The sequence below is a fragment of the Sphingomonas sp. FW306-1B-B10E genome (genome assembly GCF_058782005.1).
This window is the reverse complement of sequence record NZ_JBYSXG010000001.1, coordinates 1-20,536: the sequence shown is the minus strand read 5'-3', so window position 1 is coordinate 20,536 and position 20,536 is coordinate 1. Positions and strand designations below refer to the sequence as shown.

At 64.4% G+C, this 20,536-nt stretch carries 20 protein-coding genes and 1 pseudogene; 7 read left to right on the top strand and 14 right to left on the bottom strand.

The genetic code is table 11. The annotated features are described in order from the left end of the window. Nucleotides 1-3 precede the first annotated feature (3 nt). On the top strand, nt 4-354 hold the full coding sequence (locus AC3WJI_RS00105) for a hypothetical protein (RefSeq protein ID WP_492755189.1): 351 nt from the start codon (nt 4-6) through the stop codon (nt 352-354). Beyond that, the gene (locus AC3WJI_RS00100; protein WP_492755188.1) at nt 351-515 is read left to right on the top strand and encodes a hypothetical protein; all 165 of its coding nucleotides are present in this window, start codon (nt 351-353) and stop codon (nt 513-515) included. Before AC3WJI_RS00105 ends, AC3WJI_RS00100 begins: the two co-directional genes overlap by 4 nt. Before the next feature lie 365 nt (nt 516-880). On the opposite strand, the gene AC3WJI_RS00095 is transcribed toward AC3WJI_RS00100, so the two are convergent. After that, nucleotides 881-3,508 carry a chemotaxis protein CheB gene (locus AC3WJI_RS00095; RefSeq protein ID WP_492755187.1) on the bottom strand — a complete coding sequence of 876 codons (2,628 nt, stop codon included), beginning with the start codon at nt 3,506-3,508 and terminating at the stop codon, nt 881-883. Between the two features lie 121 nt (nt 3,509-3,629). Between AC3WJI_RS00095 and AC3WJI_RS00090 the strand changes: the two genes are divergently transcribed. Then, nucleotides 3,630-4,034: a DUF6894 family protein gene (locus AC3WJI_RS00090; RefSeq protein WP_492755186.1), complete on the top strand. Its 405-nt coding sequence runs from the start codon at nt 3,630-3,632 to the stop codon at nt 4,032-4,034. Between the two features lie 124 nt (nt 4,035-4,158). Here AC3WJI_RS00090 and AC3WJI_RS00085 read toward each other — a convergent pair whose 3' ends face one another. Next, nucleotides 4,159-4,875, bottom strand: a complete 717-nt coding sequence (locus tag AC3WJI_RS00085) for a Crp/Fnr family transcriptional regulator (RefSeq protein WP_492755185.1) — start codon at nt 4,873-4,875, stop codon at nt 4,159-4,161. A gap of 562 nt (nt 4,876-5,437) precedes the next feature. Here AC3WJI_RS00085 and AC3WJI_RS00080 point away from each other — a divergent pair. The 3 genes from AC3WJI_RS00080 to AC3WJI_RS00070 all read left to right on the top strand — a co-directional run bounded on the left by AC3WJI_RS00080 (nt 5,438) and on the right by AC3WJI_RS00070 (nt 6,690). Continuing rightward, on the top strand, nt 5,438-5,608 hold the full coding sequence (locus AC3WJI_RS00080) for a hypothetical protein (RefSeq protein WP_492755184.1): 171 nt from the start codon (nt 5,438-5,440) through the stop codon (nt 5,606-5,608). Next, complete coding sequence (locus tag AC3WJI_RS00075) at nt 5,608-5,898, top strand: hypothetical protein (protein ID WP_492755183.1); 291 nt, start codon at nt 5,608-5,610, stop codon at nt 5,896-5,898. The genes AC3WJI_RS00080 and AC3WJI_RS00075 overlap by 1 nt, the downstream gene beginning before the upstream one ends. Before the next feature lie 618 nt (nt 5,899-6,516). After that, the gene (locus AC3WJI_RS00070) at nt 6,517-6,690 is read left to right on the top strand and encodes a hypothetical protein (RefSeq protein WP_492755182.1); all 174 of its coding nucleotides are present in this window, start codon (nt 6,517-6,519) and stop codon (nt 6,688-6,690) included. 266 nt (nt 6,691-6,956) lie between these two features. Here AC3WJI_RS00070 and AC3WJI_RS00065 read toward each other — a convergent pair whose 3' ends face one another. From AC3WJI_RS00065 to AC3WJI_RS00050, 4 genes and pseudogenes are all read right to left on the bottom strand, one after another. Further along, nucleotides 6,957-7,124: a hypothetical protein gene (locus tag AC3WJI_RS00065; RefSeq protein WP_492755181.1), complete on the bottom strand. Its 168-nt coding sequence runs from the start codon at nt 7,122-7,124 to the stop codon at nt 6,957-6,959. After that, nucleotides 7,109-7,792 carry a transglutaminase-like domain-containing protein gene (locus AC3WJI_RS00060; protein WP_492755355.1) on the bottom strand — a complete coding sequence of 228 codons (684 nt, stop codon included), beginning with the start codon at nt 7,790-7,792 and terminating at the stop codon, nt 7,109-7,111. The genes AC3WJI_RS00065 and AC3WJI_RS00060 overlap by 16 nt, the downstream gene beginning before the upstream one ends. Nucleotides 7,793-7,840: 48 nt before the next feature. Continuing rightward, nucleotides 7,841-8,022: pseudogene (locus tag AC3WJI_RS00055) on the bottom strand (transglutaminase N-terminal domain-containing protein); the annotation flags it as partial. Nucleotides 8,023-8,354: 332 nt separating this feature from the next. Beyond that, nucleotides 8,355-8,483 carry a hypothetical protein gene (locus tag AC3WJI_RS00050; protein WP_492755180.1) on the bottom strand — a complete coding sequence of 43 codons (129 nt, stop codon included), beginning with the start codon at nt 8,481-8,483 and terminating at the stop codon, nt 8,355-8,357. Between the two features lie 440 nt (nt 8,484-8,923). Between AC3WJI_RS00050 and AC3WJI_RS00045 the strand changes: the two genes are divergently transcribed. Continuing rightward, nucleotides 8,924-10,063 carry an extracellular catalytic domain type 1 short-chain-length polyhydroxyalkanoate depolymerase gene (locus AC3WJI_RS00045; RefSeq protein WP_492755179.1) on the top strand — a complete coding sequence of 380 codons (1,140 nt, stop codon included), beginning with the start codon at nt 8,924-8,926 and terminating at the stop codon, nt 10,061-10,063. Nucleotides 10,064-10,924: 861 nt separating this feature from the next. On the opposite strand, the gene AC3WJI_RS00040 is transcribed toward AC3WJI_RS00045, so the two are convergent. The 8 genes from AC3WJI_RS00040 to AC3WJI_RS00005 all read right to left on the bottom strand — a co-directional run bounded on the left by AC3WJI_RS00040 (nt 10,925) and on the right by AC3WJI_RS00005 (nt 20,375). Then, nucleotides 10,925-11,941 carry an AraC family transcriptional regulator gene (locus tag AC3WJI_RS00040; RefSeq protein WP_492755178.1) on the bottom strand — a complete coding sequence of 339 codons (1,017 nt, stop codon included), beginning with the start codon at nt 11,939-11,941 and terminating at the stop codon, nt 10,925-10,927. An 88-nt stretch (nt 11,942-12,029) separates the two neighbouring features. After that, entirely contained in the window at nt 12,030-12,998 is a 969-nt protein-coding gene (locus AC3WJI_RS00035) for an alpha/beta hydrolase family protein (RefSeq protein WP_492755177.1), read from the bottom strand. Nucleotides 12,999-13,321: 323 nt separating this feature from the next. After that, the gene (locus AC3WJI_RS00030; RefSeq protein WP_492755176.1) at nt 13,322-14,239 is read right to left on the bottom strand and encodes a HEPN domain-containing protein; all 918 of its coding nucleotides are present in this window, start codon (nt 14,237-14,239) and stop codon (nt 13,322-13,324) included. A gap of 31 nt (nt 14,240-14,270) precedes the next feature. Beyond that, nucleotides 14,271-14,477, bottom strand: a complete 207-nt coding sequence (locus tag AC3WJI_RS00025; RefSeq protein ID WP_492755175.1) for a sigma factor-like helix-turn-helix DNA-binding protein — start codon at nt 14,475-14,477, stop codon at nt 14,271-14,273. A gap of 182 nt (nt 14,478-14,659) precedes the next feature. Beyond that, entirely contained in the window at nt 14,660-15,580 is a 921-nt protein-coding gene (locus AC3WJI_RS00020; RefSeq protein WP_492755174.1) for a DUF2493 domain-containing protein, read from the bottom strand. 290 nt (nt 15,581-15,870) lie between these two features. Beyond that, nucleotides 15,871-16,893, bottom strand: a complete 1,023-nt coding sequence (locus tag AC3WJI_RS00015) for a DUF7146 domain-containing protein (RefSeq protein WP_492755173.1) — start codon at nt 16,891-16,893, stop codon at nt 15,871-15,873. A 60-nt stretch (nt 16,894-16,953) separates the two neighbouring features. Further along, complete coding sequence (locus tag AC3WJI_RS00010) at nt 16,954-19,047, bottom strand: ParB/RepB/Spo0J family partition protein (RefSeq protein ID WP_492755172.1); 2,094 nt, start codon at nt 19,045-19,047, stop codon at nt 16,954-16,956. 128 nt (nt 19,048-19,175) lie between these two features. After that, complete coding sequence (locus AC3WJI_RS00005; RefSeq protein ID WP_492755171.1) at nt 19,176-20,375, bottom strand: DUF932 domain-containing protein; 1,200 nt, start codon at nt 20,373-20,375, stop codon at nt 19,176-19,178. Nucleotides 20,376-20,536: the final 161 nt, after the last annotated feature.

Genomic DNA, 20,536 nt, shown 5'->3' with positions numbered 1-20,536 from the left:
AGCGTGCGCGTCGAAAAAGCAGAAGTCGAACATTACGCGGCATATCTCAAGGACAAGTCGCGCCCGCCGAGCAGGGGCGGCAATAGCGGTGCATGGCATCAGCACGTCCTCACAATCGGGGGCGAGACATATTCCTTTCTGGCGCCCTGGTCTGGAAAGCTGGTCTATAAGGGAGAGACGGTGAGTTTCGACTGGGAATGGGATTCGAGCGGCAAGTACCGCAATGCCGACCTCGCCAGCGTGGTTGCGTTTAAGCCAAATGGTGAGCAGGTCTGGAGGGGGGATCGCGGCAACAAGAAATGGCGCACCGCGAACACCCGGCCCCCGGGCCGTCGCAGCGAGTGGGAGAATTGAACGATCCCATTGCGGCGGCACAGGCAACCGGCACGAAACCGTTCACCAGAAAAAATAGCCTGCCGGACGTCTATGCCAGCTCCCATGGCTGCACCGTTGCCGCCTATTTGCGAGACATCATCCTACCCGCGGTCGCCGCGCTCAAACGCGGCGTCAAGTAGCGGCGGCTTGCATGGTTTCACGCTGGAGTGCGGAACGGCATAAATTGGTCGTTTGCTGCCAGTCGCCCGGTGGCGCGCGAACGGCGGCTATTCACATTCGGGCGTTTGAAACCTGCCAGTCGGCAACCGGCCCACTTTCAGCCGTTCGGGGCGCTGGATGCCAGGGATGGCAGCTACTGGGCCGGCTGCGGACAGACAGCTTTTGGCATAGGCTCGGCCAAAGCGGACGTAACCCGGCTGACCGCGGGCTCAACATACAACGGGTGGCTTCCTGCCTGTCCACCACCGGCAGGAAATCTTCCATAGCGGTTTTCTCGTTTGGCCAAGGGACGAGCGACGTAGAATGGCCGGATGTTCAGGGTGAGTCAGGTCGAGCTTGGTCGTAGCCGCTCCAACTCCTCGGTGAGCCGGGCCACTTCGGCGTCCTTGTCGGCAAGTCGGGAGACGTTTGCCTCCTGAGCCGCTCGCAAGGCATCCTCTGCGGCGCGCCGCTGACTGATCTCGACAAAGCTGAGAACGACGCCGTCGATCCGATCTTCTACCGTACGATAAGGCCGCAGGCGCATCATCAGCCACCGATCGTCCTTGGTCCGCACTTCAGCTTCCAAGGGCGTCAGGTCGCGAAGCACCTTCTCGACGTCGTCGTGTACGCCGTCATATTCAAGTTTGTGCGTAAAATCGGTGATCGGCCGGCCAACATCCGAGTCCGTCACACTGAATAGCTGTTCGACCGCAGGGGTAAGCATCTTGATCCGCAGCTCGGGATCTAGGAACAGCGTACCGATCTCGGTCGCGTTCACCAGGTTCTGCAAATCGCTGTGCGCGTTGGCGATCCGGTCCAGCTTGCTCTTCAGTTCGGTATTTACGGTCTGCAGCTCCTCGTTGATCGACTGCAGCTCCTCCTTGCTGGTCTCCAATTCCTCTGCGGTGGAGCGATATTCCTCGTTCACCGATTGAAGCTCTTCGTTCGCGATCCGCAACTCCTGGATGGAACTCTCATGTTCACGGCGGCTTGCGCTCAAGCGTTCCTGGGCACTGCGCAATTCCTCGCGCAGGCGCCGGACTTCCGTAGCGCCGATCGCGTCCTCGCCAACCTCGACATTCTCCTCCGGGCCGGCGACGCCGCCATCCATAAACAGAACCAGCGCCTTGGGTGCCAGGTGCGGCTCGTCGGGCGCTGGCGCCACGTACATCACGACACGGTGCCGCTCGCCGTCGAATGCAACGTTGACGGGCAGTGTCATCGTAGACTCCTGGTTGGCGAAGGCCCGATGCAATGCACTCCGCAATTCGGCCCGCAACTCGGCACGAACAACGTCAGGAAGTTCTCCGCTCATCGGACCCTCGGGCGGCGAGATGAAGCGGCCGGCGTTCCGGGATAGATTGAGGATCCGGTGTTCCTCATCGACGAGCGCACTTGGCGGTGCCACCAGCTCCAGCGTCGACGCATGCGCGAGGCCCGGCGTGCGACCCCGCCGGCCGAGCTCCCTTCGCGGTGAGATCGGCGAGTCGTGGCGATGCTCTCGCGGCAACTCGTTCAACAACTCTATGGAATGTCTGCTGCGGGGCTTCGTCGAATAGATGCGGGCTTCCCTGTTCTGGGTGGCGAACAGCTCGCTTCGGGAGTCGGCGCTCTCGGCAGACCCGAGAAACAGAAATCCCCCCGGACGCAGGGCATAATGGAACAGAGCGAGAAGCTGCGCCTGGAGATCGCGCTCGAGATAGATCAGCAGGTTGCGGCACGTAATCAGATTCAGCCGCATGAAAGGAGGATCCTTCAAAGCACTGTGATGCGCGAACAGCACAAGGTCTCGCACCTCCTTGCGCAGCCGGTAATGTTCGACTTCCTCGACGAAGAAGCGCCGGAGTCTCTCTTCTGTGAGATCGGCCTCGATGGCTCGCGGATATCTGCCCTCGCGCGCTGTCGCCAGCGCACCATCGTCGAGGTCGCTCGCGAAGATCTGGATCTTGGGATGGGACTGTCGGCGATCTGCCTCCTCCAGCATCAGCATGGCGATGCTGTAAGCCTCCTCTCCGGTCGCGCAGCCAACCGACCAGACCCGGATCGCATCCTGCGCCTCATAGGCGTCGAAGAGCTGGGGTATAACGGTATCCGCTAGCGCTGCGTAGGCTGAGCGATCACGGAAAAAGGACGTTACCGAGATCAGCAAATCACCGAACAGCTCCTGCGCTTCCTCCGGATTCTCGGTCAGATAGGTCACATAGGATGCGAGGCTTGGCTGGCGGGTCACCTGCATTCGCCGCCCGATGCGTCGCCGAACCGTGGCCGGCTTGTAGCTGGTGAAATCATGCCCGGTGCGGGAGCGCAGGAATGTCAGGACGCGCGAGATCAGGTGTTCTGCCTCGACGTTATCGGTTTCCACCAGGGCCCGCTTGCTCCTCGTCGTCTCGGCAATGCACTCTGCGAGCTTCGGGATCGCCCCCACGAAGTCGGCGACGCCCGTCGCGATGGCGCTGCGCGGCATCATCGGAAACTCCGCTTCGTTCGGATCCTGCACGAGAATGAGGCCGCCCGCTTCCTTCACCTTGGTGACGCCTATGGCGCCATCCGAGCCGGCGCCCGTCAGTACCACGGCAAAGCCATCACCTCGCGCAGCGGCTATCGAACGGAAAAACATATCGATCGGGGTGCGTTGCCCGCGCGGCTCCTTGAAGGGCACGGCGCGAACGCGATTTCCCTCGATCACGAGTTGCCGGTCAGGAGGGATCACATAGGCGCAATCCGGCGTCAGCTCCGGCCCGTCCGTGACCTGATAGACGGGCATGGTCGTCGCACTACCGAGAATCTCGGCCAGCTGGCTTGGATAGTCGGGCGCCAAATGCACGATCACGACATAGGCCAGACCGAGCTCGCGATCGATCTCGTGAAAAAAGGTCTGTAGCGCCTTTATCCCGCCAGCCGAGGCACCGATTGCGCAGACAGGGGTTATGCCTCTGTCCAGTCCGGCAGCTTGCTGGCTGACTTTTGACATGCAGGCTGATCCTCCGGGTGACACTTACGGCCTGTTTGTCAGGAGGGGTTCCTGCTAAACGTCACGGCGAAGCACGCCGTTCACTGCGCGATAAACGCCTCGAGCCAAAGATCGGTAGCCTATGGGCCATTTCTTCTTTCATTTCCACGATGGCTTCGCCCTATCGACGGATACAGAAGGCTTGGAGTTTTCTGACAGCGAACGCGCCTATCTGGAAGCGGCTGCTGCGGCGCGCGCGATGTGGGCTGACCTGCTGGAGAGTAGAATCGATCCCAACGGTTGCGCGTTCGAGATTTGCGACGAGCAGAATTCGCTGCTGTTTCGTTTCCGGTTCAGCGAGCTCGTCGAAGGCTGCCGCAAGGCGGTACCGGAGACTGTGAAGCAATGCCAGCTTCACCGCGAACTGAAACATACGATGGAGCGCGCCCACGGTGCCGCCGCCCATCTACAGCGCGGCCTGAAGGAGGCTCGGCACGGGCTGAAGGAAGCAACGCAGATCCTGAAACAGCTGCACTTCGTTCGTTGACTCGATTGCTCCGCGTAGCGACCAATCGAGTCATGCCACAAGGGCGGGAACTCGTTCAGTCGAAGCAAGCGGCCCACTTGATGTTGTCGCTGCGGCGGGCTGCTGGGCCGGAGCGCAGGGCGGTTCAAGATGCGTCCTGATGTAGATATGCGGGATCGAAATCCGCTTCCTGCTTCAGGCGCGCCCAGTCCGAAATCCTGAGCTTTTTACCGACGCGTTCTATGACGCCGTCTTCCGCGAGCTCTCGCATCATCCTGTTCACATGAACCGAAGTCAGTCCGGTCGCGTCTCCGATCTGCTCCTGGGTCATGGGCAAGTCACAGCTTCCGACGCTTCCCAGCCCGACAGCTTCGCATCTGATCAGAAATTCACATAGCATGTGGGCGATGCGGGCCTTGGCATTCCGCCGACCGACGTTCAGAACCCACTCCCGGAAGATGGAAGCCTCTATCAGGATTTTCTTCCATAGGGCCTCGCCGAGAGATGGGCGCGCTCGGGCCAGTTCAATGAGATCACGGCCAGCGACCCATGCAATTGTGGCGGCGGTGATGGTCTGAACGTCGTGATCCGCCCGCCGGAGCAGAAGGTGCTGCAGGTCAAGCATTTCTCCCCTGATGTGGAAAGAGACGATCTGCCGGCCGCCATTAGCGGTCATCTTGTAGCGGCACGCGAAGCCGTCGAGGAGGATACAACACTCCGTGGGCCGTGTGCCCTCCTTCACCAAGTTCTTGCCAGCCGGAACACGCACCTCGGTCCGCGAGATTTTCGCAAGAGCCGAGCGATCTTCATCGGAGAGATCGGCGATACGGCAAAGTTGGTTGAGCACGCTGTCGAAATTCACGGATTACCGCCCTATCCCAAGATAGATGGAGCCTACGCTTCCAAACCAACAAAGTTGACTAATCTCGATCAATTTCGCGAAGATCTCAGCCGGCGGGGGTAGCGGCGAACACGTGCTATTTCGCAGCCTCCGTGGCAGAGCGACCGTTCGAGCGCAGGACTCGACCGCGCAGGCAAAGCAGTAGTTCAAAGGCCAGCGGATCGGCGGGTATCTTCCGACCCGCTGCTTCGCGTGCGAGGGGCGAGCCGCTTACTGGTCGGTAGAGATCGGTCGCTGCCACTCAGTCTCAGGGCCCCGCTGACCAATTAGCTGTGGTGCGGGCATGTGCTCGCCCGCACCACCAACGAGCGAATGACCGCTTTCGGATCAGCCGCCTGCCCGAATGACTGCAAGCGAGGCTATCCCCATGATGCGGCCCTTGGGCGACTTTCCCGCCAGCCGACAGCAGCACGGTTGTGAAACATCCCTTCCATCCCCATCTACATCCCATCGCCGGCTTTCGATCCGTAAGCGCCGGTGGCTGGGTTCGTCATGTTCTCGCTTGCACCGCACGAGACAAAAAATGGACCTCAACTATCTTCTCTCGCGTCATCAGATTTCGCTAATGCGCGCACGCGCGGCGCCGTGCGTCGCATCACGCGCTTCGCACCGTGCCTTGGTTGCCGGCTATGCCGGGCGGATCCGCGAACTGCAGCTGGCGCTCGGCGCACCGGTCTCGGTAATGGCCGTCTGATGGGGGCGATCACCCGCATCGCGGTGGGCGAGACCTCCGAGGAGCGAGGGCGCAAACGCTTCCGCTCAGGCACGGGGACGAAATTGGCGCCGGACGTCCATGCGCGCCAGTCGCGCATCGCCCTGCTGGCCTTCCAGTCCTTCCCAGACCGCGAAGCCGCTTTGCTGTTCCTCAACGGCGACGACGAAGCGCTGGGCGGACGCCCGATCGACGTTGCAAGCGCCAGCGAGGCGGGCGCTGGTCGCGTCGCAGCCGCGCTGCGCAGCCGCGGCGGGTACGCAGAGAGCTGAACCTGCCACACCGCCTATGCCCAGGCGCCCGAAGCTTAGGGCAGCGCAGCAGGCGCAAGGCTTCCGCGCAAAATAGGGCCCGTCACCGGCGAGGACGGCGCTGCTAGTTCTTGCAGCGATCGCAGAGCTTGAGTGAGGCGCCCTCCGCAATGCCCGTGCTGTCGGTCTCGACATCGAGGACCCACTCCGGCTCTCGCGCGCACTGGCCGACCAGTGTTGGGCCGCTCGCCGAATGCCGGCTTTCCGACGCGACGGCCCCGAAGCAGACATTCGAGGCAGGGCGTCTCGCTGACAGCGGGAAGAGCTGCAGTTGGACTGGTTCTTCCCGGTCCGCCTGGCAGCGGGAGTCCAACTCGCCGCGTCCACTCGGCAGCCAATCAAGGCCGCGGGAGACCATCGAACATTCCTGATCCCGACAGGCTCCGCCCAGCGTGAAAGACGAGCGACGCGCGGCAAAAGTCGGGTTGTGGCTGCGGCACCGATTGAGAGACAGATCGTAGCGCACCAAACCTATCAATCGCGCACCGCCACCCCATATTGTAGCCATCGCAGCTCCTGCCATGAGCGCGCTGCGACTGAGAGATGCTTCGTGCTCCCGCTCGGTCGAGGAGACACGCTATGGGCATTCACCATATGATTGCGCCGCAAGGCAATGACAGTCCTGCATCAGCGCTGATGGTGGCACCTCAGGGGTCGGAGGCAGACGCGCTGCAAGCGGCGATTGCTGACATGACCACTACCTTTTCCACCGACTTCGTCAGCGGCAGCATTGGCCAGCGACACAACATATGAACATCGCTCGCGCGTTCTTCGCCAGATGCGAGGAGATCTGGCGACTATGCGTGCGCGAGGTAAGGTGGAGACCGGCTGACGTGCGAACTGACCTCGGTCGGACCCGGTGCCGGGTCGGGATGTAGCAGGTGCCGGGGCGGCGCGACAAAGGCGCAAACATGCCTTCCGATATCCCCTCGCGCGGAATAGCGCTCCCTCGTTTTGGACGGCACAACAGTCGTGGCGAACGGGACAGGGCCAATCGGCCATCGATGCCGTGTGCCCCCTCAGAGGCGCGGCGGCACGTCTCGAGCTTCGTAAGCGCGCTTTTCCTTCCGCAAACGGCGCAGATATGAGCGCTCGCGCGAATAATAGATCCTGAACGCGACGAAGCCGGCGACCAGCAGCGTCAACGCAAGCACCAGGCTCCACGCGATAATCAGTCGGGTTTCCATATGTCGTCCTTTGAGCCTGGATCATCGGTTCGGCCTGTTACGGAGACCTCCACCGTCATGCTGAGAAAGGCTTCTGTCGCGCCAATGTAGCGGCCGTCGACCGGGCTTAGCTGCGCAATGCTGCGGCCGACGGCGACGGGCACCAGATGCGCTTCGCCCATGCGAGCATTAGTGGGGTCGAAGGCAACCCAACCAGCGCAGGGCAAATAGATCTCGGCCCATGCGTGCATGGCACCGTGTTGGCTGCTCCGGTCAGCGGCATCATCCGAGAGCGGCGGATCGAAAAGATACCCCGAGACCGCGCGGGCTCCGAAACCGAGTTCCCGAACTGCTTCGATGAACAGCGTGGCGAAATCGCGGCATGAGCCTGAGCCGAGATCGAGCGTCTCCCGCGGGGACTGTGTCCCCAACTCCTCTCGCACAACATAGGTCAGCCCTGCGCTGGCGGCGGCGTTTAAGTCTTGCAGCAGAGACAGGGTGTCGGTTTCGCCCCCAAGTATCTTCGCGCGCGCCCAAGCCGCAAGCCGGCCATCCTGGTCTTCATGCTGCGGCTTCACCAGTGCGCCAAGATCGGTCCGCTCGTCCTGCGAATAGTCGAACGGATAGCGGTGCGCGCGCGGCGCGATCTTGAGGATCGGCCAGGCGGCAGCGTTTTGTTCAATAATCATGCGATTGGTGATCACCAGGCGCTCCACCGGCTGACTGAAGGACGCGGTCGCGACGAGGTTGCCGAACACGTCCTGCGTCCATTCGAGCTCCGCCGAGGGTTCGCAGCTTAGGAGGCCGGAGATCAGCCGGAGCGCATGCGAACTCCGGGGCTGAGCATCATCCGGTGTGGAAGAAGCTCTACCGGTTCGCGATAAGCATAGACAGTGACATGCGATATCTGCAGCCGCATCCGTTATCTCCAGAACTGCAGCCGTCGACCCTCGGCAAGTCTATTCGTCGGCATGCCCTCGGTCAGGATTCTCACTCAGCTCGCGAATGCCGGCGGACGGAGGTTCGCTCTGTATGGCATGCGCCTTCGCCACCGACCGGGTACGAAGCTTTCGTTCCTCGCGCAGACTGGCGGCGAGACCTTCCTTGGCCCAGGCGGCCGCAGCTGCGCTCGCAACGACCCGGACATTTTCGAGCGCCGAGGAGGCGGCAAGCGCATGGTGATGCGCTTCCCGGGTACGGCAGAGTGTTGATGACGGCTGCATGGGTCGCCTTTCTTGGATGAGGTTCGGCTCAGGCTTTTTTGGGCGACCGAGTCGGAGGCGCGCCATTCAGCGAAGGATTGGACGCATTCTGCTTCGGAAGTTCCGGCTTCTTAGGCTTGCGGGCCTCGCGGTTGCCGCGCTGCTGTCCTTTGGCCATGTCGTCAGGCTCCTTGGTCTCGCCCTCTCGGGCCTTTGGATGAAGATGGAAGCGTTCCCCATCGGAGCGGAGGCTCCAGCCGTGCGCGGGGCGCTGTGTGAACATGCCCGGTCGTCGCCGCCCTCTGGCCCCGCCGCCTGCTTGCGCGCAGCGACGGTGTGCGGTGCGACCCGCGCAAAAAGGGAGTCAGGGAAAGGATGACAGAAAAGCTCCGCGTCAGAGCGGGAGCATGAAGAACTCTCAGTCGCGACCAGGCTCGATACGGACAGCGCGATAGGGGTATATGGTGACCGTGGCACTCCGGCACCAGTCCTGTCGGCAGGCCGGAAATAATTCTTCGGCGGCCTTGTTGTGATGTGCGGCTACTCCAACATTGTGCAGTGCAGCAATAGACACTGTCACGTACGTCAGGGCTTTCGCCGTGGCCGGGAGAAAGCCACATGCGAAGCTTGAACGATACGCTGAACCGCCTGTCTCGGCTGCGTGCTCAGGCGCCGGCAGTCGCGGGCGGAGACCGCCTGACTGACCTCCCCGCGTTCGGCTCCAATCCGGGTGCGCTCCGGGGCCGCTTCTACATGCCCGAGGCGCTGCATGAGTCAGGAGCGCTGGTGGTCGTGCTTCACGGCTGCACCCAGGACGCCGCAAGCTATGATCGCGGCTCGGGTTGGTCGCAGCTTGCCGATGAACTGGGTTTTGCGCTCCTGTATCCAGAGCAGCAACGCGGGAACAACGCGAACCTCTGCTTCAATTGGTTCAATACGCAGGATACCCGGAGAGATTCTGGTGAGGCGCTTTCTATCCGCCAGATGGTTTCTGCGATGGTAGCCCGGCATGAACTGGATCCTGCCCGCGTCTACGTGACCGGCCTTTCCGCCGGCGGCGCGATGGCCTCGGTGATGCTCGCTACCTATCCCGAAGTGTTTGCAGGTGGTGCGATCATCGCCGGCTTGCCCTACGGCACTGCCACTTCGGTTCCGCAGGCCTTCGATCGGATGCGCGCGCATGGCGGGCCGCCAGCAGCTTCGCTCGGTGCTCTCGTCGCTGCTGCATCCTCACACAAAGGTCCATGGCCAACGATCTCGGTTTGGCACGGCGACTGCGACACGACCGTCGACCACGCGAATTCAGCCTTGGTGGTCGAGCAATGGCGAGTGCTCCACGGAGTTGGAAACGAGCCGAGTGCCGAGGAGAGCATTAATGGCCACGTTCGTCGCCTATGGCGTGACGTTCGCGGGCGGGAGGTGATCGAGGAGTATCGCATTGCCGGCCTCGGCCACGGAACTCCGCTCAGCACCTCGGGCGTGGAGGCCTGCGGTTCCGCTGGGCCGTATATGCTTGAGGCGCAGATTTCATCGACGCGCCGGATTGCACGTTTCTGGGGTCTCGAGCAGGTACAGGCGGAAGATCTAGCCGCCAGCACTGAAGCAGCGCAGCATTCACCGGCGCAACGCCCCGGAGCCTCGCCGCCGGCAATGGTGGCTGCCGAGCTTCCTGGCACCGAAAAGCTTGCGCATCCGACCTCCGGTGGTGTCGGACGCATCATAGAAGACGCTTTGCGCGCCGCTGGCCTGATGCGCTGACCGCCTTGGAGCGCGTTCCAGCGGCGCTCTCGGACCGCCCACTTTTCTGCCGACCTTAATCGGTTCGCTGGTTCTGACGACGGCGTGGCTGCCGGTTCGCGGCTGTTGCTGCCGACAATGTGCGCGGTACAGGCAGCGGCCTGTTCGCCGCTGCGGCGCGCACTAACAGCTTCACCCGCGTAAACTTCCCGTGCTGGTCCTATCGCCTCGTCGTGTCCAACGAAGAGGTAGGGCCGACGCGGTCAAGTTGTCGCAACATGTCGCTGAAGCCATTATCCTGCCGCGGCATCGGGACGCAGCGAGCAAGATTTTCCCCGATCCGTTCGCAGCTCTGGCGTGCGCTCGAGACCGTGACGACGGTTGGTTCACGCGGCACAGCTCATCCAGTACGAAACGTCGCATTTCGCGAGGGCAAATCGCCGACGTGAAACAGCAGTACGCTTGATACAGATCAAGAGTTCCACATCTTGGTATGCGCCGGAAGAACGGCAGCTTCCGGGCACGCCGCCGAATCAGCTGAACGGCCGTTAATGGGGCGCGTAGCTGCCGTTTCAAGCTTCCCGGAATAAACGTCCGCTTACGCCATCTCGCTGCCCGAAAGGGGACCGGCAGCTCTCCCCCCAACGCCAAGGTTTGAGCCCCCTACCTCGCCACCTGAACAAACGTCTGCTTACGCGCGATCGCCGCCCGAAAGCGGACGGGCGGCTTCCCCCCAATCATGACCGTCGTTGCTGCATGAACAAACGGCGGCTTGGGGGCTTGAGGACGGGGCGGTGAATCACAGAAACTAGGGTGCAATACTGCCCTACGCTCGCCGCAACCTTTTCAGATATGGCAGATCAGTCGCACGCATCTTGGGGCTCAGCCGTGTGTCGCAGCACTACGGTTTCGCCAGACTTGTGGAGTAACGCCCTCCCAGCTGCGAAAAGCTCGATAGAACGAAGTCGTGTCCTGGAAGCCCAGAATGCACGCGACTTCTGCTATGTCAGTGTAGGGGTCTGACAGCAGCTTTTGCCCGAGTTCTTTCCGCGCTTCCTGCACTAGCGCGCGGAAGCTGCCCCCCTCGTCGGTGATGCGGCGCTGCAAAGTGCGTTCGCTCGTCCCAAGGTCACGCGCGACTGCCGCCATCTCTGGACGGCCGCTTGCGAAGCCGCGCTTCAGCACGGCCTTCACTTGCTCCGAAAATGAGCTGCGGGGCCGGAGGCGACCGAAGCTTTCCTCCAGCGCCGGCGTGACGATCTCGATCAGTTCGGCATTGTGTCCGGGAAAACGCCGATCAAGATCGGAGGCCTTCAGCGCCAGCATGTCGCGCGGGCGGCCGTGTAGGATCGGGCAGCCGAAGAACTCCGCCTGCCCAGGCGAGGGCACGCCCCCGCGGGATAGCTCGAGCCGGATCGGAGTGAGCCGCTGGCCGGTCCCCCGCCTTCCGAGCGACAGCAGGAAGGCAAAGCTGACATCGACCGAAAGGTCAGGTTCGTGACTCGCGGCGTGGAACCAGTCCTTGCTGATATGGACCTCCGGGCCGCGCTCCTCGACCACGATCTGCTCCGGCATCGTAAACTGCTTGAATCGCGCGATCCGGCGAACGCCATCCCGGAAATCGGACGCGAGGCAGGCGGCCACGAACATCGGCTGGTGTCCGACTGAGTCGGTCGCCTGTACGAAGCGCAGCCAATAGTCCGCATCCCCGGCCAGTTCGGACGTCGCAGACCAGAGCGAGAAAAGCTGCTCGGTGCTCACGAAGCGACGCGTATCGAGATGCAGCGTGACGGGCAGGCGCGCCTGCCGCAGCACGGCGACCGGGCTGAGGCCGGTCGCCTCGATTGCCGACCAAAAGGACTGCTGCAGGCGGCACTTGTCGGGAATGCTGTTCGTCATCTTTGGCGCCCTTAGGAGAGACCAGGTCGCGTCGGCGGTCAAGGTCGCCGGCCAGCCCAAGTAGGCCGGCCGGCGGGACAAGTTCTCGTCACTTGACCTCGACACGGGCATGATCGCTGCAATGTGCGGCGAGCGCCTGCCAAGCCGCTGCCCAAGCCTTGTCCCCCTCGTACAAGGCCGATCGCAGCCAGGCCCATGTCATCCGAAGGGCGATCGCCAGGCGCTCCGGATCCTCATCGTCGGTCTCCCGTGCATCATAGCCCGCGATGCCGCCGAGCCCATGCTTGCCGCCGACCATGGTTAGTAGCGCCTCAGCACCCGGCCCCTCGTGATAGGCGTCCTCGTGCCAGGCGGGACCACGAACGGTGAGGTGCGCGGAGGTGTCCTCATCACCCACGACCACCAAGGTCCGCGTGGCGAGATGCGAGAAGTCCGGATTGAAGAAGCTGTAGCGGGTCGCCGCCATCTCGCTCAGGGAAGTGCCCCCGTTGCCGGGCGCGGTCAGCATGATGCCGGCCTTGATACGCGGTTCGTAGAGGTCGACATCCTGTGCGTCCGGGTCGTTTGGATCGGTCAACCGGGCGCCCAGCAACATGCCTGCGGTCTGGCCGCCCATCGAGTGGCCGATGACCGAGATGCGGTCGCGATCCATGCGTCCGGCGATCGGCGGGACGGCAGCCTCGATCGTGTCGAGCTGGTCGATGATGGCAGTCATGTCCTCGACACGCGAACGCCAGAAGAGCGGGCCTCCCGGGGCGTCGGCAGGCAGGCCGGCAACCTTCGAATTGAGGTGGGTCGGCTGTATCACCACGAAACCGTGCTCGGCGAAGAAGTTCACGAGTGGTCCATAGCCGTCCTTCGACGGAAGGTAGGAGGATGGGCCATGGCCGTGCGACAGGAGGACGATCGGTAGCTTGTCGCCGGCCAGGGGCGCAGTGATGCGCAGTTCGAGCGGGATCTCGCGTCCTTCGACCTCGAGAACCACAGGGCTGACCGAGATCGTCTGGCTCGGTTCGCTGACGGGAATCCGCAGCGCGTCCTTGATCAGATTGTTCATGTGTCCGACTCCATTCGTCCGGGCCAAAGCGGCTGGCCCGATGGAGTCGTGCTAAGCGGCCCCTCGCTTGAGGGCATTGGCGCTTTCCGCCAAATGACTTGCAGAGAACGCCAAGCCTAAAAGCCCTGATAATGCGTCGGAGCCTGGGATGAGAGCTGGGGGCAGCGCTGAAAGAGTCCTGAACGGTTGCAAGGTAGACCTAACTTCTGCGTTCGCGATCGTCACCGCCCTTGGGCGGCCGAGACCCTTTAGGGACTCAGTGCCGCATAGCGGCATAGAGCGCGGTCGCGCGGCAAGCGCGGAACGCACCCGCCGTTCTAAAATTAAATGCCCGCTTGCAAACTAAGGGACTCTAGCCGTTCGAGGCTCACCGCTTCGACGATGTCCCGCAGGTCCTTTACCGAAGCCGTGAGGGCGGTGAGATCTTCAATACTGATCTCATAGCTCGGCGAATACCGGGCCTCGACATAAGCGCGCTTGAGCAACTCGAAACGACGCCGTTCAATACGATTGGTGCGCAGCCATGCGGCCACTAGGCGCGGCTCCTTGTCCTCGGAAAGCGACCGTAAGAACTTGATGTTGTGAGAGCGTGGGAAATAAAGTGTGCGGACCAAGAGGAAACAGGCGTACGCGGTCTCGGTCGCTTGGTGCAGATTGAACACGGCTTTGTTGCGCCAGTCTTTATCTGAGCCCTCGGCTGCCGCCAGTTCACCCATGCGAAGCCAGTTCGCCGCCGACCGGATCTCATCCTCGAAATAGCGCTGCGCCATCGCCAGCGCGTCCGCTGGCGTCAGCGGCTTCGGCGCCGCCAGCGTGTGCTGCGGCAGTTCGTAAAGCACCACCCCATCGCGGACGATATCGACCCAGAAATACTCGCCGCGCTGGAGCGCCTTGTTCACTTCGTCGAGGGTGTGAACGATGATATTGACCGGCCGCTGCACCTTGGGATCGTGGAGGATCTTGTCCTCAGCGATATACCAATATGCCGCGATGTCGGTCAGATCCTCATGGCTGACGATGACGAGCAGGTCGAAATCCGACTGGTAGCCATTCTCGGGCTCGTCGACCCAATCGCTTCGCGCATAGCTGCCGAACAGGATGATCTTGAGGATCCTGCCGTTCTTCTTCCACGGCTGGGTGCTGGTCGAGATCGCCTGCGCGAACTCGACCATCAGCGTATCGCGCACGCGCGCCAGCTCGGCCTGCTGGACATCGGGAAGGTGGTCGAGATCGACGCGCATGATCATTTCCTAGCTGTGGCGGGCCGTGTCCTCAATGTTCCCTTGGAGCTTCGCGAAACTCCATGAGATGCACCATGGCGGATCCGAGCAGCCGCTCAACTTCGGCAACGGTGATGTCGAGCTCGGCGGCGATCTGGAAATAGTCGAGGTCGCGGTAGCGTGCCCGGTCGAACACCTGGCGTTCGGGCTCGGGCATGGCGTCGAGCGCATTGCGCAGTCTGCGAAGATCGCGGTTCATGATCGTTCTCCTGTCGCATGGCCGGCCGGAGCCGGGGGAGAAAGGCGCCGCGGGCCCGCGATGCGAGGCGGGGCGCACCCGAAGGGCCGAAACGCAGTGGCGGACATGGGCGAAGCCCATGTTGCGCGCCGCCGACGCGGGCCAGGACAGCCTCGCCCGGGTCTGGCTGTGCGAGGCGACGATCAACGCCGCCGATGGTCGAGGATCGCGATGCCGGCCGTGCGGGCCTTGTCGAAGAGGTTGTCCTGGATGCCGCCGCCGGGAAAGATGATGATCCCGCGAGGCATCATGCCGATCACCTGGTCGTTGCGCTTGAATGGTGCCGCCGCCCGGCTGTGCCTGGCGAAGTCGGGTGCAATCGGCACCTGCGGCACCTTGCGCTCGCGAGCCCAGAGCGCCGCGATGTGCTCGACACCGGTGCGCGAGGCGCCATGGAGGAGCACCATTTGCGGATGGCGGCCATGCACTTCATCGAGCACCTGGAAGACCTTGCGATGGTCGCAATAATCGGCACCGCCGCTCAAATAGATGCGCTCGCCGGCAGGCACGAGCAGCCTGGCGTCGGCATGGCGCCGTTCGTTGACGAACTCGCGGCTCTCGATCACCGCGGCGGTCATAGCGCGGCGGTTGAGCATCGATCCGCTGCGCGGCAGCCAGGGCCTGCGGAGATGATGGCGGAACTGCTCGGCAAAGGCCTCGCGGAACGCCTCCATCGCGTCGCGGCGCTCGATCATGGTGCGCCCTTCAGCGATCGCGGTCTCCAGCTCGACCGATTTGACTTCGGAGCCGTCCTGGTCGCGTTGCAGCCGGCGCTGGCCGAGCTCGTTGCCGTCCAAGTCGCGCTCGATTCGCTCGATCGCGCGGTGAAAGACATTGGTGAAGCCCCAGAGCAGATCCTCCAGGTCGGGCTCGAGGCGGGTGTCGCCGAGACAGGCGATCATCGCATCGAAAGTGTCGGCGGCGGCGCCTTCGACCATCCGGCCCTCGGGCAGCGGGCGGGGATCGAGGTCGTCGTCGAACGGCCTGCGCCCGAACAGTTCGAGTTCCTGGAGAAGCTCTGAGAATTGCGAGCCCTGCGGCTCCTCGCGATCGTCGTCGATCATGGCCTGTCTCCCGTCTGTTGCCGCGCCCTCGCGGCCTTCCGGCGACACGAGACGGCATGCCGGCGCGGGCGCGCACCTCCCGCGGGAGGCCGGAGCGCAAGCGGAGGACGGCAAAGCCGGCTATTTTGCTTCGCGATGCAAAGCGGGTGCGCGCACCCGCGGCGGAAAATAGCCGGGCGGCGCCGTTGCGCGCCCGTGCCGCTTGCCGATCCGTCGCCCTTTCGAAGGCCGGGCGCGGCTCTCGCAGATGGCAGGAATGGCGTTGGCGTGCGATCGGCGGCGCCCCGCGGTCAGGACAATTGCAGCGCATCCTCGGGCTGGAGCTGCGGGTGCAGATGTCGGACCAACGCCTCGACCCCATCGGCACACAGGTCGCTGTTGAAATCGTCGAGCCGGGAAGCAAGCGGCAGCAGCTCGACACCCGCCAACGCCGCGCGCTCCGACAAGGCGGCGAACGCCATCTTCCCCGCGCTATCGGCTTCGCGCGCGACATAGAGGCGGCGCAGCGCCGCCGGGGAATTAAGCGCGGCGAGATGGTTGGCGGACAGGCCCGCGATCATCGGCATGCGTGGCAGCACCATGCGGAGCGATAGCATGGTTTCGACGCCTTCGCCGAAGACCATGACCGGGCCGGCGGCACCAAAGCGGACGCCGTTGCCGAGCAGGTTGCCCATCGCCCGTCGCGGCCGCGCGAGCCGGGCCTTGGCGCAGTCGCGCGGATCGAGCCAGGTCCGCTGAACCCCGCTGACGGTGCCGTCCTCGTCGGTGACCGCCGCGATCAGTGCCGGCATCGCCGAGGGGGTGCCGGGCGGATCGTCGGTGCTGCGTCGATGCCAGCAGCGCGGATGGAAGCGGAGCCACCGCTCGCCGCGTAGGCCGGTGATGCACCGGGTGAGCAGATAGCGCTCGGTGACCGTCGCGCCGATCAGCCCGGACGCGGCGAACAGGCGCTGGGCTGCCTGTGGCGACCCCTGCGGCGACGGCGTGCCCTCGAGCTCGGAGCGAGGCTGCGGTAAAGACAGAAAGCGGCGCGCCTCGGCGAGCGTGTCGGTCAGCGCCAAATGTCCGCAATGGATGCCGATCAGGTCGAGCAAGTCGCCATGTTCGCCGGTTGCGGCATCGGTCCATTTGCCGGCCGCGCCCTTGCCGCGATCGGGGCCCTTCAACCGTACATACAGGCTATGTCCCTTGGATCCGTGAGCATCCCCCACGATCCAGTAGCGACCGTTGCGATGCCCGGCGGGCAGATAGTGGCGGCAGACGACTTCGGCACGCTGTGCGAGCTGCCGGGACAGGTCCGAGGCCTGGGCCATGATCGGCTCCCGCAAAAGGAGGGGACCCGCCGCGCACAGCGGATCCCCAAATTGGCCGGGCTATTCGGCGGCGATGGCGAGCGGCGCTTCGTCCTCACTGTCCAACAGCGGCTCGGCACCCGACGCGGCCTCCGCCGGCGCCACCGGCGGGACCGGCTCGGGCTCTGTCGACGTGCGCAGCGGCTCGGCGAGCCACCCGCTGCCCGCAAGCAGCGTCTCTGCCTCGCGCGCCATGTCGGATTTCTTGAAGCCGGTGAGGCGCCCCGAGGTCTCAGCACCTTTGGCTTCCTCGACCGCGGCGAGGATCCGCAGCTTGGTCACACGCCCGAGATAATTATCGACCGTCGCGGACCAGCCCGCCGCGACCGGATCGAGCCCGGCCGCGCGGGCGAGGATGTGCGAATGCTCGATCCTGCCGGCGACCGCCCGTGCCGACACCCGGCCCTCATTATAGCGGTTGGCCGGTTCCCACACCGCATTGATGCCGAACGCGGCGCAGTGCGCGAACAGCAACGCCTGGTCGTCGGCGCCGAGGCCGGCGAGCATCTCCCAGAGCTGGTCCGGATCGTCGGGCAGGCGCTCCGCCCATTGCGCATGACGCTGGTCGATCGCCCGCGCAGGGGCAGAGTCGGCGAGGCCCGGTGCCTGGGTGCCGAGGTTCCCGCCGCGCATCGAGATGCCCACGCAGCTCTGGGCGCTCGAATAGGCGTAGAAGGTGTCGAGCACGATCGCGTGCAGCACCGCGGCGAACGCCACCTGCGGGCTCAGCGCGACCGCGTTGCGCAGCGCCAGTGTCCGCCAGGTGGTGAGCTCGGTGACGAGCCGATCGGGGAGCGGCTTGCGCAGGTCGTCGGGATCTTCGTCCTCGTCGGTCGGCTCGCTTTGCCCGACGGTGACGCCGGCAGCGCCATCCTCGGCGTCGGCCTCGGGCTCGCGCACCTCGACCTCTTCCTCCTCCTCATCGGCGACCACCGGCTCGTCCTCGGGGCGGACATAGCCGCGATCGACGTCGAGATTGCCGAGATGGTCGATCGTCACGAACACGCCGGCGCGCGCCATCTCGTCCGGATCATAGGTAAGGGGCCGCTGCACCAGCCCGGCGATCTCCTCGTCGATCGCATTCACGCGGACATGGACCTCGTCGGGAATGTCGCGTGCCTCCGCCCATTCGGCCTCGAGCGCGTCGGCTTCCGCACGAAGCGCTGCCAGCCGTGCTTCCTGCTCGCCGGTCAGCTCGGGCTGCGCGCCTTCGATCGGACGCATGCCGTCGTCATAGCGGTATGGCAGGTCGACCGCGGCGACGACCCATTTCCAGCCCTCCATGCCGACGCCCTCGGCCAGGGCGCCGAGCTTGTCGGCCACCAGCGTCTCAAGCAGGCCGACATCCTGCAACCAGCCGCCAGCGTCGTCCTCGAACAGGTCGCGCAGCACATAGCCCCCCGCCGCGACATAGGCGTCGAGGCCGACGAAGCGCGCGCGCTTGTCGGTCGCGCGCACCGCCTGCTCGGTGAGCTTGCTGCGGATCATCCAGGGCTGCTTGTTGTGGCTCGACTGGAGCTGCTCCCAGACCTGCTCCTGGCGCGCATGGTCCTCGGAGACCGAGAAGGCCATCAACTGCTCGAGCGTCATGCCGTCCTCGGCATAGACATGGTGGAGCTTGGGCGAGACCGAGGCGAGGCGCAGACGCTGCTTGACCACTGCGGGCGTGGTCATGAACGTCGCGGCGATCGTCTCGATGCCGGTGCCCTGGCCGGCGAGCTGGTGCATTGCGCGGAACTGGTCGAGCGGGTGCAGCGCCTCGCGGTGCGTATTCTCGGCGAGCGAATCCTCCTCCGCGGAGATCTCGTCATCCTCGCGCACGATGCATGGCACCGGCGCGTTCCGGGCCAGCCGCTTCGCCTTGACGAGCTGCTGGAGTGCGCGGAAGCGGCGGCCGCCGGCGGGGACCTCGAACTTGCCGGTGGGATTGCCCTCGCCGCCGCGCTCGGCGCGCACGGTGAGGCTCTGCAGCAGCCCGCGACGCGCGATGTCCGCGGCGAGCGCGTCGATCGAGACGCCGGCCTTCACGCGCCGGACGTTCGACTGGCTGAGCACCAGCAGGTTGAACGGAATGTCCCGGGATGCGCTGAGCGCGATCTTGCTATGCTTGGTCATGGGTCTTCTCCATGACGGGCAGCCGGGAGACTCTCTCTCGGCCTTCAACCCGTCATGAAGCCGGCGCAGCCCTCTACCTCTGAAGGAGGAGAGGACCGCGCCGACACCGCACCCCCCGTACGTGGCGCCTACCCCACCGCAGCGAGGAGCTTTGCCGCCTTGCCCTCCAGATCGAGCCGCGCATCCTGATGGGCACGCTCCCGCGCGAGCGCAGTGATCCCCTGGACGAAGTCGAAGATCGAGGCGGGCGGATGCCCCTCCTCGTCGAGCACAGTGGCGATGATCCTGCCGGTCTCGGCCTTGGAGAAGCCGCGCTTGCGCAGGAAGTCCTGCCGGTCGTCGTCGGTGCGCGCGACGATCCTGGCCCGCGCTGCCATGATGCCCGACAGGAAGGGCTGCGGCGACGAGGTCGCGAAATTCTCGAGTGCCGGCGCCGCCTCGTGCGCGAAGCGGCTGGCGGCGAACTTCGAATGGCGGATGCTGATCTCCTCGAAGCCTTCCGCACCCCAGATGTTGCGGTTCATGCACACCGCCCGGAGGTAGAAGCTCGCCATGCCGAGCGTCTTGGCGCCGACCTCGCTGTTCCAGCAGTAGAAGCCGCGGAAGAACAGGTCGGGGTCGCCACCCGGCAGCCGGCCCGCCTCGATCGGATGGGCATCGTCGACGAGGAACAGGAAGACGTCGCGGTCGCTCGCATAGAGGGTGGTGGTGTCCTTGCTGACCTCGACATGGGGGTTGTGGGTCATGGTCGACCAATCGAGCAGGCCGGGGACCTTCCAGCGCGTGTCGCCGGTGCCATTGCCGGCAATCCTCATCACCGCCCCGACCAGCTCATGATCCCAGATCCGGCCGTAGTCGGGTCCGGTCACGGCGCGCAGCTCGGTACGCCCGTCCTCGGTCTCGAGCGTCTTCATCAGCTCGGCGCGGTGGCTGAGCAGCCCGTGCTGGAGGTTGATGCCGGCGAGCGGTGCCGGAAGCTCGCGCAGGTAGCCGGACGGCGCGCCGACCAGGGTGCAGAGCTGGCCGAACGACCAGTGCGTCGGCGCGACCGGCTCGTCGCGCCCCGGCACGATCAGCGCCAGCCGCTCGGCATTGTCTCGGCTCGCCTCGACCCGGACTTCGCGAGTCTCGACGGTGCGCGTGGTGGCGCGGCGCGCCCGCGCCAGAGTCGCGGCATGCAGCTCGCTGAGTGACAAATAGCGCTCGTCGTCGGGCCGCGAGAACCATTCAGACGAGACCCGGCCGATGCGCGAGCCGCGCGAGATGTCGACCTTATAGGGGGTGGTGGGCCTGGGCGGCGCGGATGCGTGATCGAGTATAGTGGCCATGGAAATTCTCCGCGACGGGCGCCGAGAGACTCTCTCTCAGCCCTGACCCGTCACGGCCGAACCGGCCGCCCTCTTCCTCTCCTCGGCCGCGGTGTCGCGGGGCGCCGCGCCTCGCAGCAGTATGTGAGTCCAGACCGAGGCTCGGCGTCAGGGGAATGCCC

Bases quoted from the DNA above. Each gene is read 5' to 3' on its own strand.
- AC3WJI_RS00030 (WP_492755176.1), bottom strand. From the start codon at position 14,239: ATGCGCGTCGATCTCGACCACCTTCCCGATGTCCAGCAGGCCGAGCTG.
- AC3WJI_RS00020 (WP_492755174.1), bottom strand. From the start codon at position 15,580: ATGATCGACGACGATCGCGAGGAGCCGCAGGGCTCGCAATTCTCAGAG.
- AC3WJI_RS00050 (WP_492755180.1), bottom strand. From the start codon at position 8,483: ATGGCCAAAGGACAGCAGCGCGGCAACCGCGAGGCCCGCAAGCCTAAG.
- AC3WJI_RS00010 (WP_492755172.1), bottom strand. From the start codon at position 19,047: ATGACCAAGCATAGCAAGATCGCGCTCAGCGCATCCCGGGACATTCCG.
- AC3WJI_RS00025 (WP_492755175.1), bottom strand. From the start codon at position 14,477: ATGAACCGCGATCTTCGCAGACTGCGCAATGCGCTCGACGCCATGCCC.
- AC3WJI_RS00015 (WP_492755173.1), bottom strand. From the start codon at position 16,893: ATGGCCCAGGCCTCGGACCTGTCCCGGCAGCTCGCACAGCGTGCCGAA.
- AC3WJI_RS00005 (WP_492755171.1), bottom strand. From the start codon at position 20,375: ATGGCCACTATACTCGATCACGCATCCGCGCCGCCCAGGCCCACCACC.
- AC3WJI_RS00075 (WP_492755183.1), top strand. From the start codon at position 5,608: ATGGGGGCGATCACCCGCATCGCGGTGGGCGAGACCTCCGAGGAGCGA.
- AC3WJI_RS00045 (WP_492755179.1), top strand. From the start codon at position 8,924: ATGCGAAGCTTGAACGATACGCTGAACCGCCTGTCTCGGCTGCGTGCT.
- AC3WJI_RS00090 (WP_492755186.1), top strand. From the start codon at position 3,630: ATGGGCCATTTCTTCTTTCATTTCCACGATGGCTTCGCCCTATCGACG.
- AC3WJI_RS00060 (WP_492755355.1), bottom strand. From the start codon at position 7,792: ATGATTATTGAACAAAACGCTGCCGCCTGGCCGATCCTCAAGATCGCG.
- AC3WJI_RS00035 (WP_492755177.1), bottom strand. From the start codon at position 12,998: ATGAACAATCTGATCAAGGACGCGCTGCGGATTCCCGTCAGCGAACCG.
- AC3WJI_RS00070 (WP_492755182.1), top strand. From the start codon at position 6,517: ATGGGCATTCACCATATGATTGCGCCGCAAGGCAATGACAGTCCTGCA.
- AC3WJI_RS00095 (WP_492755187.1), bottom strand. From the start codon at position 3,508: ATGTCAAAAGTCAGCCAGCAAGCTGCCGGACTGGACAGAGGCATAACC.
- AC3WJI_RS00065 (WP_492755181.1), bottom strand. From the start codon at position 7,124: ATGGAAACCCGACTGATTATCGCGTGGAGCCTGGTGCTTGCGTTGACG.
- AC3WJI_RS00080 (WP_492755184.1), top strand. From the start codon at position 5,438: ATGGACCTCAACTATCTTCTCTCGCGTCATCAGATTTCGCTAATGCGC.
- AC3WJI_RS00040 (WP_492755178.1), bottom strand. From the start codon at position 11,941: ATGACGAACAGCATTCCCGACAAGTGCCGCCTGCAGCAGTCCTTTTGG.